Source organism: Bradyrhizobium sp. BWC-3-1 (assembly GCF_032917965.1).
Lineage (GTDB): Bacteria > Pseudomonadota > Alphaproteobacteria > Rhizobiales > Xanthobacteraceae > Bradyrhizobium > Bradyrhizobium canariense_D.
This window is the reverse complement of the sequence record NZ_CP136625.1, coordinates 2,508,869-2,521,157: the sequence shown is the minus strand read 5'-3', so window position 1 is coordinate 2,521,157 and position 12,289 is coordinate 2,508,869. Positions and strand designations below refer to the sequence as shown.

At 57.6% G+C, this 12,289-nt stretch carries 11 protein-coding genes; 6 read left to right on the top strand and 5 right to left on the bottom strand.

The window, feature by feature from the left end:
- Positions 1-312: 312 nt before the first annotated feature.
- Genes tnpA through tnpC form a run of 3 tightly spaced genes read left to right on the top strand, consistent with a single transcriptional unit; the run spans position 313 to position 2,768 of the window.
- The gene (gene tnpA, locus RX329_RS12170) at positions 313-714 is read left to right on the top strand and encodes an IS66-like element accessory protein TnpA (protein WP_085357272.1); all 402 of its coding nucleotides are present in this window, start codon (positions 313-315) and stop codon (positions 712-714) included.
- Entirely contained in the window at positions 711-1,058 is a 348-nt protein-coding gene (gene tnpB / locus RX329_RS12165) for an IS66 family insertion sequence element accessory protein TnpB (RefSeq protein WP_085357271.1), read from the top strand. Before tnpA ends, tnpB begins: the two co-directional genes overlap by 4 nt.
- Before the next feature lie 45 nt (positions 1,059-1,103).
- A complete protein-coding gene (tnpC, locus tag RX329_RS12160; protein WP_085357270.1) occupies positions 1,104-2,768 on the top strand; it encodes an IS66 family transposase in 1,665 nt (554 codons plus the stop codon).
- Between the two features lie 655 nt (positions 2,769-3,423).
- Here the strand turns inward: tnpC and RX329_RS12155 are convergent.
- A complete protein-coding gene (locus RX329_RS12155) occupies positions 3,424-3,594 on the bottom strand; it encodes a hypothetical protein (RefSeq protein WP_018460462.1) in 171 nt (56 codons plus the stop codon).
- Between the two features lie 1,080 nt (positions 3,595-4,674).
- Here RX329_RS12155 and RX329_RS12150 point away from each other — a divergent pair.
- Both RX329_RS12150 and RX329_RS12145 read left to right on the top strand, forming a co-directional pair.
- On the top strand, positions 4,675-5,073 hold the full coding sequence (locus tag RX329_RS12150) for a hypothetical protein (RefSeq protein WP_143273748.1): 399 nt from the start codon (positions 4,675-4,677) through the stop codon (positions 5,071-5,073).
- Between the two features lie 1,400 nt (positions 5,074-6,473).
- Positions 6,474-6,689: a hypothetical protein gene (locus RX329_RS12145; protein WP_083926613.1), complete on the top strand. Its 216-nt coding sequence runs from the start codon at positions 6,474-6,476 to the stop codon at positions 6,687-6,689.
- A 269-nt stretch (positions 6,690-6,958) separates the two neighbouring features.
- On the opposite strand, the gene RX329_RS41910 is transcribed toward RX329_RS12145, so the two are convergent.
- The 4 genes from RX329_RS41910 to RX329_RS12130 all read right to left on the bottom strand — a co-directional run bounded on the left by RX329_RS41910 (position 6,959) and on the right by RX329_RS12130 (position 9,485).
- On the bottom strand, positions 6,959-7,198 hold the full coding sequence (locus RX329_RS41910) for a hypothetical protein (RefSeq protein WP_083926619.1): 240 nt from the start codon (positions 7,196-7,198) through the stop codon (positions 6,959-6,961).
- A 787-nt stretch (positions 7,199-7,985) separates the two neighbouring features.
- Entirely contained in the window at positions 7,986-8,324 is a 339-nt protein-coding gene (locus RX329_RS12140; protein WP_018460464.1) for an ABC transporter substrate binding protein, read from the bottom strand.
- Positions 8,321-8,629 (bottom strand): hypothetical protein, encoded by a 309-nt coding sequence (locus tag RX329_RS12135; RefSeq protein WP_157643160.1) that lies wholly within the window; start codon positions 8,627-8,629, stop codon positions 8,321-8,323. Before RX329_RS12135 ends, RX329_RS12140 begins: the two co-directional genes overlap by 4 nt.
- 385 nt (positions 8,630-9,014) lie before the next feature.
- Complete coding sequence (locus RX329_RS12130) at positions 9,015-9,485, bottom strand: nuclear transport factor 2 family protein (RefSeq protein ID WP_085349989.1); 471 nt, start codon at positions 9,483-9,485, stop codon at positions 9,015-9,017.
- Positions 9,486-10,849: 1,364 nt separating this feature from the next.
- Here RX329_RS12130 and RX329_RS12125 point away from each other — a divergent pair.
- Entirely contained in the window at positions 10,850-12,259 is a 1,410-nt protein-coding gene (locus RX329_RS12125; protein WP_085383749.1) for a patatin-like phospholipase family protein, read from the top strand.
- Positions 12,260-12,289: the final 30 nt, after the last annotated feature.

The following is a 12,289-nucleotide window of genomic DNA, read 5'->3' as shown; positions in this document are numbered from 1 at the left end:
GTCCGGCTGTTGGACGTCTCACTCTCCTCGCTGCAAGGGGAGGGCTTGGCAGAGCCGCAGTTTGGCCTGCCGATCTGATAGTCGATGGAAGCCACTAACTTCCCTAGGCAGCCGCGCGGGTTCGATGCAGCGGGAGGGCCATCAGGTGTCCTGAGATCGACTTCGCGCCGAGACTGCTCATGTCACATTCGACGTGAATAAAGGTGATGCAATCGCGGCTGCTCTGTACGCCTCCGATGGGGGCCGTCTTGCGTGAGGGTTGGTAATTCGCGAAGCGTGTGACCTTAAGTCTAGCTTTAAGGTCATCAGGCGATGCGGGTCGAGGTTTTAGGCGGGCTGGAGCGGCGGCGGCGTTGGTCGCAGGACGACAAGGCACGGATTGTCGAGGAGACGTTGGCACCGGGCGCGAAGGTAACTGAGGTTGCGCGGCGCAACGGAGTAGCGGCCAGCCTGGTGTTTACCTGGCGTCGACAAGCACGGACATCGGAACAAGTTGCACCATCTTTTACGCCGGTGCAGATCGCCGCCGTAGCGGCTTCGACTGAAGAAACTGCGAAGCTTTTGCCTACGGTTGATGGCCGAGTTCGCTCGGCGGCAGCCGCACGTACTGGATTGATAGAGATCGATCTCGGCAACCGACGGTGCATCCGGGTGGATGCGCACGTCGATCCGGAGGCGCTGGCGCGGGTCCTCGATGTGCTTGGACGCCGATGATTGCTGTACCAGGGAATGTGCGAGTGTGGCTGGCGACAGGCTACACGGATATGCGCAGAGGCTTTCCGTCGCTGGCCCTCCAAGTGCAGGAGGTGCTGCACAAAGAACCGCTCAGCGGTCATTTGTTTGTCTTCCGCGGTCGCCGCAGCGATCTTGTGAAGGTGATCTGGCACGATGGTCAGGGAGCCTGCTTGTTCACAAAAAAACTCGAGAGAGGAAAGTTTATCTGGCCATCGGTTGCCGGTGAAGCGGTAACGATCTCGCTGGCGCAGTTGAGCTATCTGCTGTCCGGGATCGATTGGCGCAATCCGCAAGAAACCCAGCGGCCGACGCGGGTCGGATAATCGTTTTGGGTTTGAATCTGATGCTCGATCTGATTCAATGGCGTCATGACATCGAAGCCGGACGACCTTCCTTCGGATCTCACGAGAGCCTACCTTGCTCTGCTGGCCGAGCGCGAGGCGTTGCAGGCTGAACGCGATGTGGCAGTCGCGGATGCCGCCAACGCGCGGGCGGAGCTATCGGACAGCGAGGTGCTGATCGCTCATCTTGAGCTACGGATCGAGAAGCTCAAACGCGAACTGCACGGGCAGCGCTCCGAGCGCACGGCGCGTTTACTCGAGCAGTTGGAATTGGAGCTCGAAGAACTCGCCACCACGGCGACCGAGAATGAGCTTGCCGCGCAGGCCGCAGCAGCGAAGACGCAGAACGTTCGCCCCTTCATGCGCAAGCGGCCGGTTCGCCAGCCATGGCCGGACGACATCGAACACGAGCGCGTCGTCATTGAGGCTCCAACGAGCTGCGCCTGCTGCGGTGGATCTCGGCTGGCGAAGGTCGGAGAGGATGTGACCAAGACGCTGGAGGAGATCCCGCGTCGCTTCAAGGTGATCGAGACGATACGCGAGAAGTTCACCTGCCGCGATTGCGAGAAGATCAGCCAGCCGCCGGCACCGTTCCATGCCACGCCGCGCGGCTTCATCGGTCCGCAATTGCTGGCGACAATGCTGTTCGACAAGTTCGGCATGCATATCCCGCTCAATCGCCAGAGCGTGCGCTTCAAGGCTGAGCGGATCGACCTGCCGCTGTCGACGCTGGCCGACCAGGTCGGCCACGGAACCTTCGCCGTCATGCCGCTGTTCCAGCTGATCGAGCGTCATGTGCTCGCGGCCGAGCGCCTTCATGGCGACGACACCACTATCCGCATCCTGGCGAAGGGCAAGTGCACGACCGGCCGGATCTGGACCTATGTGCGGGATGACCGGCCGTTCGCCGGGCCTGCGCCGCCGGCGGCGGTCTATTATGCCTCGGGCAACCGACGGGGCGAACATCCTCAGAAGCATCTGGCCGCCTTCGCCGGCATTCTGCAGGCGGATTGCTATGGCGGCTTCGAGCCGTTGTTCGACCCAAAAAGGAAAGCAATGCCGATCACGCCGGCGTTTTGCCTGGCCCATGCGCGGCGGGGATTCTTCGAACTGGCTGACATCGAGAAAGCCGCCCGGGAAGGCCGCAAGGGCAAACCGGTCTCCCCGATCGCGCTGGAGGCGGTCAGGCGTCTGGATGCGTTGTTCGAGATCGAGCGCGCCATCAACGGCCGTAGTGCCGACGAGCGGCGTGCCGTGCGCCAGGAGCGGAGCAAGCCGCTGCTCGACGACATGCATGACTGGCTGCTCCGCGAGCGAGAAAGCCTCTCGCGCTCCGCCGAGGTCCTGAAGCCCATGAACTACATGCTCAAGCGCTGGGACGACTTCGTCCGCTTCCTCGACGATGGCCGGATCTGCTTGACCAACAATTGCGCTGAGCGTGCATTGAGAGGCATTGCCTTGGGAAGGCGCAACTGGACCTTCGCTGGTAGCCAACGTGGCGCCGACCGTGCCGCGATCATGCTGACGATGATCACGACCTGCCGCCTCAACGACGTCGATCCAAAGGCCTGGCTCGCCGACGTCCTCGCCCGGATCGCCGATCTTCCCGCGTCGCGGCTGCGCGAACTGCTGCCCTGGGAATGGAAGCTCCTGCACCAAGCCGGCAAGTCCGCCGATCAGCAAGCCGCCTGACCTTCACGCAACGCCATCGTAGAACTCGCCGCGCTCGCGCGCATGTGTCAATCAGGCGGCCTTCGTCGTATGCGTACGCTGCTCTAAGCTAATTTCAGTGCTACGGCGCCACGCAAGAGTGCCACACAAAAACAGGTCGCCGGACCGAAAACATCAATAAAATCAACGAAAAGCAGGATTGTGATCATAGTTCAATCCTGTCTGGCAGCACCAGCTAATTCAAACACTTACCTCCATCGTGCTCTCCGCAAAATTCGCGCCGGAAGCACCCCGGAAGCACGGTGAGCGGATCTTCGCCGCTCACCGATGCCTCGTGCAGCAATCAGTGGAGCTGCAGGAGCTTCTACGACTGTTGCTCGGCACAGAAAGGCAGTCGCCCTTCCTGCGCCAACGTCGGTCCGGCAAATAGGCCGACGGCAGGAAAAGTTCTGGTCATCGCAATATTCCGTCGGACCTGGTTGAGCTGATTCCCGCTTCGATTGTATCGCATTCTCCTGAGAGATGGCGCCACAACCTTGGCCGGCTATCCCCTGAAAGAGCAAAATAGGATCGACGGGCGGAGTCGATACTTGGCATCTCGCGGCCCCGAGTCCGGAGTTCGAAATACCCCTACCCCTGACCCATCCGGCGATTTCGCTGAGGGGCGCCTGAAGCTCTATTCACGATGTTCGGCGCCGAGGACCGTATTGGTTGCAGGGTCGAATGGACAGCCTTGCGCGAACGTGCCGCCGCCGACCGCGCCGATCCGAATGATATTGCCGGCACGGTCAAAAGGCATCGGTAGACCATCGAGCAGATCGCAAGCGATCAGTACGACGACGGGCAACGAAATCCCGGTCGTTCGGACCGAGCAGCTCGTGCCGGCCGGCGGACGGCCCAACGACCGGACCGCGGCTCAAGCGCGACACCCTGACGCAGTGAGCCTGACGTATCAGTCAGCTATTTTACCTGTGGTAGTCTTTTACTTTTACTACTCGCGATCTTTTGCTCTGACGCCGTCCTGATAGTGCCTTTTTTGTGCTGGGGAGGACATTTATGCGAGGCTCTCGCGCAATCCTTTACGTCGAACAACTTAGCGAACTCACTTCTCAGCTCTCAGAATTGGAAGATCTTCGAGGTCTGGTCGACGAAGCAGAGCGTCACGCCCGCGGTGTGCCCCCATTTCGCTTCACACGCCCTACTTCGCGCCGCCTTCGAAGTCGCAAACCGAGCGCCCTCTCTGTCCCATTCCGCCGCCTCACGCCACCAAGCTGGAACGCAGGAGCTCTCAGCCCTCCTGACAACGACAACCAAATCGATCGGACCTTGCTTGAGCCATTCCCCGATGGATGATGGGCTTCCCCCTGAGCCGCTCCAAGCGCGACCTTGACGAACAGATCGATCCATGGTGACAGCCGCGCAAGAGGCGTCAAAGGTCCTTGCCGATCGCATCTTGGAACAATGCCCTTTCCACCCTGATTTGCCGGTCCTAAGATGGCTCGTGAGCATTGTGGCGGCGTTCTTGATCTGCCTCTTTTATCTATGCCGGGTCCGTCTTCGTTGCGGCCTTGAGCCTAGTTTCGGCCGTGCGAAGCGGAGATGCCGCTGAGGTGATGGCCGTACGAATTTGCCGCGCATCCGGCATTCGATCGTCGACCAGCCACAATTTTTGGTCCGCGCTGCGCACGGGGAACGACCCCGGTCGTCCCGGGGCTGGCGCCGGACGCGCCGGGGCCGCCCGACGTGCCACCGAAGCAGCGCGCCGTTGCCATCTTGCTTCCGGCAATAACTAGCTGGTGTATCATTTGATAGAACGGGCGCTAAATCCCGCTTCCCTCTTCCGAATGAATCCTCGGAGATGCCAGAACGGCACCAATCCCTCCCGACGCAAAAATGAGATATCCTGCCCCGACTCAGGGAGTCTCCCATGGCTAAAAAATCAATAGTCCAACGAATTTCAGACACTGTAAAAGAGATCGTGGACACCGCCTCGACTGCAGCCGCGGATGCTATGAAGCCCGATCCAGAAGCGGTTGCCGGAGTGACCAACGAGCAAGTCTACATTCCTGAAGCGACCGATGCTGCCGCTGTTCCGCCGCCGATCATCACTCGGAAGAAGAAGCGCGTTCCTGCCCCTATGAGAGCTAACAGACGGGTCGCAGCTGCTCGTACAAAGAAGACAGTATCCGCGGCGAAGAAGTCTGCCAAGAAGCCGGCTAAAACGCCACCCAAGAAGGCTGCAAAGAAAGCCGCGCCAAAGAAGGCGACCAAGAATTCTGCGTCTAAGAAGACCGCGAAGAAGAGCAAGAGTAAATCGAAGCGCTAGCGCTCCTTCGCGGAGCAGTTCGTTGCGACCACCAGAAACGACTCATGCTTTACTTCTGCGGCGCTCGGGTCTTCCTCCCCGTGTTCGTCCTTCACAGCCCGGCCGTCCTGACAGTCGGGGTAGAACCTTGTGATCCCCCAATGCGATGCCTTCACAACGGCTGAAGCTTTCTAGCCGGTTACTTTCACGTCTCGAACTGGGACGAGCGAAACCACATTTCTTTCAGACTCCTCTCCTAAGCATTACGCAGGAGGCCGATGATGAAGCCATCAGAGATTTACAAAGAGAACGCAGACAACTGCGCAACGCTCGCTGAAGGGGAACCATCTAAGAATAGTCCGGCTTACAAGCGGTACCGGCGCATGGAAGAGGCGTGGCGAGCTTTAGCCGAGGAGCAGGAATGGCTAGATGGGGAAGTGCCCCCCGTCGGGTCAAACCGAGCCGACACAACGAAAAAGCGGCCCGGTTAGGGCGGCTACGTCGGAGCATTCAATAGGTTGCGAGGTACTTCCGCTTTGATGGTGGCATGTCCCCTCCTGCTAGACGCCACACGCCAACGCACGCCGACGGCCGAGCGCTCAAGATCACCTTCGGCGAGATGCGCGAGATGGGCCTACGCGGTGTCCTGGTCTGCTGCCACTCCGGCCACAACGTTGCACTCAGCGCCGCTCGCTGGTCGGACGATGTTCGCCTGTCTGATATCGAGGCGCGTTGTGTATGCGCCGGATGCGGCAACCGAGGGGCTCAGGTCAGACCGGATTTTAGCACCGGCAAGCCGCCGCAGTTTGCGAGATCGAGCGCTCGTTGGAGGAACGAACGCGCAGAGGAAAAATTGCAGGTTTTGTTAGCTCTCTTCTTCGAGCTGGCGGAGCGGCCCCGGCATCAACCCTCAAGCCCCCAAGCCGGGGTCGTCTCTCAGTGCGCCAGCTTCCGCTGAATTGCCAACATATCCCGGATAGCTTCCGACCGCCACCCTTTCATCTGCCAAATTGACATAGGCGACCGCTAAATCAAACTGGGCGCCAAGACGGTCCTGGAAAAAGCCGGCCCCAGGCAGATGATTCCTGAGGCTGGAAGTTCTACGCGTCCGCTCCGAGACATCGCCCGGAGCTGGAGGCGAACGCACCCAGATTGCCGAATGTTCCCGATCCCCATGGACCTGAGAGCCGGGGCACTGATGCACGTTAAGCCTTCTGCCGATTGTGAAACTGATCATATTGCGAGCCAGAGATGCTGCGGTACGATCATCGCACCGGGGCTGGCTGCATATTTCACCTAGTCGTTTTTGACCCGGAATTTTTGACCGCACGGGCCGCAGCAGCAGTCCCCCTGCTGCGGCCTTCGTGATCACGGCTCTTAGTACCAATGACTTCGCGTCCTGTGCCATTGGAGAAGGTATTATGCCCAAAGAGAAAAATTGCCTGATTGTTCGTGCTGCGGGAAGACAACTGGACCTGTTACGCGGCGAAGCCTCCCGCATCGCAAAAGGCAGTAACGTCGATTGGTGGATCGATCAGGCAGAGGTCGGCACTCGCTTTTGCTTCGAGGATACAAAAGCAAAAGAGTCATTCGCTCTCGCTTGTGACAACTTCGGTATTCCCTGCCAAGACGGCTAGTCCGCAGTTGAGCTGTAAGCCAGCGGCAGGGCCGCACAACCATCATAGCAGTCCAGCCCTATCCGGCTCCCGTGCCTGGAGGTCCGCACCTGATCCGAAGCACGTGAACCGAGCCCGTCAGCGCCGGCGCCGACAGCGGGCCATGAAGCAACGCACTGGCCGAGATAAGGGCCAAGCTGTTCCCGTCTGAACTCGTTGTCACCCGCTCTGAGGCCATCGCACTGAGATCAGATTGCGCTGTGTAGAGCCCGCCTGAATGGGGCGCGAGATCAGAACCAGGTGCGGTTATTTTGGAAGCATGCCTGTTTGGTGCGGTCCCAGATGAAATCCCCGCCGCCGCAGGGTGGACGGGGGCGAGCGGTCGCCGGGCATTCGTTCCGAACCTTGGCTCCCGTGCCCCAGCCGTCGACGACACATGCGCCACCGGTTGTCCTATGACAGCCCTCGCCACAGCCACCCGCTGCGTGCGCCCCACTAGCAGCAGCCAGAACCGTGGTCGCGAGGAGCATTCCTTGTAAGATTTTTATCACGCCAGACTCCTTCGAAGCGAATGACCCGAGCGAGAAGGAACAGATCATAACTCCTGCCGTGCCTCTTAGCTACGATCAGCGCGGCGCGAAGTCCACGGCTCCCCACGAACCGCTCGATGGCTGCGCTCCCCGTTCGAAGCTGTTGATCCAGCATTTTTACAAACTACAACCAGGTCAGCACAGCTGCATTTTTGGAATCATCCACCTGTCTCCGGACTGGAGGGACGTTCTGTTCCCGAGGCGCGTGTGAGCCACTTTGCCTCGGTCCTGCTCTTGCTGGCCAACTTGATGCTAACGCTATGTTTCGGCTTGGCAGCGTGGCGCGTTTCCGACGAGGGGACGCTGGTAAACCCGTAGCATTGGCCTAGGCTGGATGCAAACCTCGGCCAACTGACATATCCGCGTACCCCTCGCATTTTGATCTCGCGGGCTGCTGAGCGCAGGCGACCACCTGCCCCGCTATGCGCCGCGACGCTGCTACGCTCTCAACGGCAAGGCGGTCCTGAAGCATATGACGTCTAGAGTGGGTCACGAGCGGCCTTTGGTGTCCCAGGCTGCTTACTTCCGCTTGAGCTCCGGGGACCATCATCAGCGCCGGTCAGAATGTCCGAGATGGGCCCAACAGCAGACTCGTGCAGCGCAGAAGATCGTTATTCAATCACCTCGGCCGAGCAGCGTCGCAGGGAGATCGATGCCGAGCGCCTTGACCTTCGAGAACATCGGAATGCTCCCGGTCCTCAACCCGGAGGTCTGCAATCGGTGGTCATTAGCGGACAATCAACTCGTCAGCCCTCGCGACCAAATGCTGAGGAACAGATAGGCCCATATCTTTGGCAGCTTTGAGGTTGATCGCAAGATGGAATTCGCTCGGCCCTTCGACGGGCAAATCACTTGGCTTTGCCCCGTTGAGGATCTTCTCGACGAAATATGCGCCCCGACGCCATATTCCATCAATTGTAGGACCAAAGGCAAGCAGTCCGCCGCTCTGCACCCATTCTCGATATTCGTGGGCGTTCGGAATTTTGTTTTCTATTCCGAAGTCGACAATCCTCTTCCGATCAAAGACGAACATCGGATCGGTGACGGTAGTCATCGCATCAATCATCGGATCCTGCCTTTCGCGCAGGATTGAAGCAAACGCGACCTCAAATTCCGGCGGTGAACGAACTTCAAACGTTCCACGATCACGTCGACATTCTGCCGGACCAGATCGGCAGCCATCCCAGGCAGAAGTTCCGAATGTCCTTTTGCCTCCCGCCATTCGATGGTGAGATTGTTGCCCTCCGAATAGCCGCGATCACTTAATTCGCGAACGAAGCCGTTTACCCAAGGATAGCTGCTCAAATTAGCCGTCAGATATCCAATGCGGTAAATCTTTTTAGATTGCGCGCTTGAGCCGCCAGCGGCCACACCGCAGCGCCGCCGAGTGCCGTTATGAACTCGCGCCGCTTCATGTCTGATGCCTCGGCAAAGGTAGAGACAACCTATCACTCGCCCCAAACTAACACATTGGGACTGGCCGGCCATGACTTCTGCCACAGAATCTCGAGTACGCCTGCCAGCCGCGCGATGTGCGGTGCGGGTTCAAAAGCGAAAACCTCAACGCGAGCATATTCAGTCCGCTAAGCCCCATGGAACGGACCTCAATGAGACGTGGATGGGCCACTTGCAGACATCGCGCGAGCGGTGTGCATTTCGAGGCAACCGTATTTCGCTTTCGGAGCGACGTGCAGCAAGATCAAACGCCCACCCTCAAAGAGGATGGGCGCGTGGTGACTTACGACAGGATGACGTCCTACTTCTTCTCGGCGCTGGCTTCCTTAGCTGGAGGCGGCTTCATGCCGACGGTCAACTGGCGGATTTTTAAAGCGCCGCCTTCACGTATGTCGATGCCGCCCCAGAACACTGTAACCTTGGTGGCGTCGCCGCTCTTAGGGTCCTTACCGAAGATGTCGGTCTCGCCGTTGGCAACGACCAGATCGTTGTTGATGACCGACATGTTGCCGACTCTGATCTCTATATGATCGGTGCCGTTCTTGAAGTTGTTTTCGTATACGGTCTTGAGATCGGAAAACACACCGCCCGGGTTGATCTGGACCCCGTCCTTTGTATAGAGCGCAGCGACACAGGCCGCGTCTTTCTTGGCGACGCAGTCGGTGTAGGCGACGGCTAATTTTTCGGCCTCCTGCTTGACCTCATCGGCCAGTGCCGGTGCAGAGATGAAGGCGGAAGAACACAATGCCAAGAGCAATGAACGTCGCTTCATAGCAACTTCCCCTCTGGTTGTGATGCACAATTGCATCGCGACGTCCTCCTGACGTAGGACGTCGCGTTGCATTTGTTCCGAAGGGCATTCTTTCGTTAGGCTTTAATACTACTGGCTTGTGAGTATATGCCATTTTGCACGGCTTGGCGCGCGCCTACCTTGATCATCTACGACGGGGGCGGGCATTCCTCGATAATGCGGCGAATGCGGTCGGGAAAGACAGGCAAGTTGACGCATGTGACAGATGAAAGTGTCTTGCTCGACGCGCGCGATGGCCTTGTTATCCAGATTGTTTACCAAAGCGGCCGGCAAACGGCCCAAGCAATTGCTGGATCGCTATCAAGCGGCCAGAGGCACGCACATCCCGATCCAGCTACTTGTGCGCGACCGCACCGCTCGATAGGCCCACTAGTGAGAGGGAGTCTCGGAACTCGGCCTGCGGGACGCATAATGCGTTGCACTATCACTGATCTTGTCGGGGACCCATTCCTCCGCGGTTGAGTCCCAATGATGAGTGTCGTCGAAGTGTTTCCAGAGTGGCCGCTTTGGCTTGCTTTCACCCTTCTGTCGGTTTGCATTCAGTGTGCGGAGTTGGACGACGAGCACCCCAGCCATCATCACCCATTCGCGAGCGCTATATCGGGAGTTCCATTTGATTGCGGCGAGCATTGGATGCCTCCTTTAAAGTAAGAAGCCTCTGCCACATTAGGGTGGGCCAAGAATGCAGGGATATAAACTACCTCACAGTTTGCCAACATCTTCGACATAGCCGCGGGCGATCTCACTGCGCGGCGACTGCAACCTACGTTCGTTCGGTACTCGGGCGTCATTTGCCGGGCCATCAAAACGCCCGCGACGATGTGTAGGATTGTTTTTTGGTCGCAAAGGCACGTCTCTCTTAGAGAGTGGATTTTATCGATCGTAGGTGCGCTCTCCATGGAGGTCAGCGCATGCTCCGTCCAAGGACGACTTCGGGTCAAAATGCGAAGAACTCAACCGGAGCAAATCTGGTCCGCCTTGCCGTACAGAGCGGACCTCAACGAAGCGCTCAGCGAGTTCGCCTGACGCGCCATTACCGGAAGTCACGAAACGGACTACAGCTACTCCTACTACCGTCAGCGATTAATATCTAACGCGAACTGGTTCACACCTGTACGAGAGGGTCAAACGTAATCGCACGATACCAAGTCCTCGCGCTCCTAGCGTATGTGCGCTAGTTCGATGCGAAGGTCCAAGAAAGCGTCGAATATCCACCTCAACCGCGCTTTCCAATGATCCCAAAAACGATTAATCTCTTCCTCTTCACGCAATTCGGAAACTCGATCGGAGAATAAGCCACACGATAAAATAGATGGGAGGAACCAATGGTGAAGAGAGCGATTACGCTCGGCGGCGGCGGACCGGCAGCAGGGCTACACATCGGGGTTCTGAAAGCACTTGCTGAGGACGGCAAGACGTTCGACGATAAGTCTGATGTGTGGGCGTTGTCCTGCATCGGCGCCTGGGTTGGCATCGTCTACAATCAATTCGATGAAGAAAAAATCAAAAAAGAAAACAAAAGCAGAGCCGAGCTGACCTATGAATTCTTCAGGGACGGCGTGTTTCGGGACGATGAAGGCTATGAGCGTTTCCCCATAAACACCGTATTCGGGACGGATTGGAACGCCAACATCAAGGCCTTCCAGGACTTCGTCACCGATCCCAAAAGTTACAGTGATTTCCGATGGCAACCGTACAAAATGATGGAACAGATCCAGGGCAACATGTCCGCTTGGTTCAATCGTCTGCCTCGTGGTGAACAACCCTTCAAGGAATGGCGCGAAGGAGACATCAACAACTGGATACTCAATAAGGTGCTCGCACCTAATCCACTTGTCCGATACCTCACCTCCCTGATGTACTTGTCCAAGGTCAACGGCCTATCCAGGATCAACTATCCGGATAGCGAGTTTATGAAGAGCATAAACTTCGACGAGCTGAAAAAGGACGGTATGCCACACATCTATCACAACGCCTGGAATCTCGACGAACAGAAGCTGGCGTTGTTTTCCAATCGTCGGATGAAGGAGGACGAGAAAAAGCAGTACAGGGGAGCTATCGACTCAAGCAGCCTGTGTGCGTGTTCGTCTCTTCCCTTCGTCGAAGGGACGGTTGAGATCGACCAAGTTACATATTGCGAAGGGGCGTTAGTCGATACTGTGAACTTCGATAGCTTGCTCGAGGAGCACCCTGATTTGGATGAAATCTGGGTGAGCCGGATCGTCGATGCGAAGCAAATCCGCGTTCCGGAAAATCTTCACGATGCACTAGCAAATCTCTGCCAACTGTTTGCGGCAACGGTCGGTGAGGATGACGTCAAGCTTTTCAAATATCACGTCAAAGAGGCGCACACACTCGACAGAGCAGCCGAAGCCGGAATACTCGAGAAAGCGGTCGAGTGCGGGATGCTCGACAAACCAGCCGTGGACAGGAGGAACGGGAAAACGCCTTGGAGAGGCGTAGTCGTCGAGATTCACGTGCCGGGGCACATCAATTTCAAGTGGAACCACAGCAATCTCGAAAATTCGATAACGCTAGGATACGCCGCCGCTAAACAAGCAATCGATGCATTTAACAAAGCGGAAAACGAGATTAAGGCGAATAGTAAAGACGACAAGCTGCTCAAGCCCATTTTCATAAACGAGAATCCACAGGACGACCCGAATTGGTTAGAGCTGCGAGATCGTACTTATGCGGCTCTAAAGAGGGCGGCTAGTGGTGCCAAGCCCAAGTAAGCAGATCGCGTTGCGATTTAAATCTGCGCA

Coding starts and splice junctions, on each gene's coding strand:
- RX329_RS12145 (WP_083926613.1), top strand. CDS start 6,474: ATGCCCAAAGAGAAAAATTGCCTGATTGTTCGTGCTGCGGGAAGACAA.
- tnpA (WP_085357272.1), top strand. CDS start 313: ATGCGGGTCGAGGTTTTAGGCGGGCTGGAGCGGCGGCGGCGTTGGTCG.
- RX329_RS12150 (WP_143273748.1), top strand. CDS start 4,675: ATGGCTAAAAAATCAATAGTCCAACGAATTTCAGACACTGTAAAAGAG.
- tnpB (WP_085357271.1), top strand. CDS start 711: ATGATTGCTGTACCAGGGAATGTGCGAGTGTGGCTGGCGACAGGCTAC.
- RX329_RS12140 (WP_018460464.1), bottom strand. CDS start 8,324: ATGATTGATGCGATGACTACCGTCACCGATCCGATGTTCGTCTTTGAT.
- RX329_RS41910 (WP_083926619.1), bottom strand. CDS start 7,198: ATGCTCCTCGCGACCACGGTTCTGGCTGCTGCTAGTGGGGCGCACGCA.
- tnpC (WP_085357270.1), top strand. CDS start 1,104: ATGACATCGAAGCCGGACGACCTTCCTTCGGATCTCACGAGAGCCTAC.
- RX329_RS12130 (WP_085349989.1), bottom strand. CDS start 9,485: ATGAAGCGACGTTCATTGCTCTTGGCATTGTGTTCTTCCGCCTTCATC.
- RX329_RS12125 (WP_085383749.1), top strand. CDS start 10,850: ATGGTGAAGAGAGCGATTACGCTCGGCGGCGGCGGACCGGCAGCAGGG.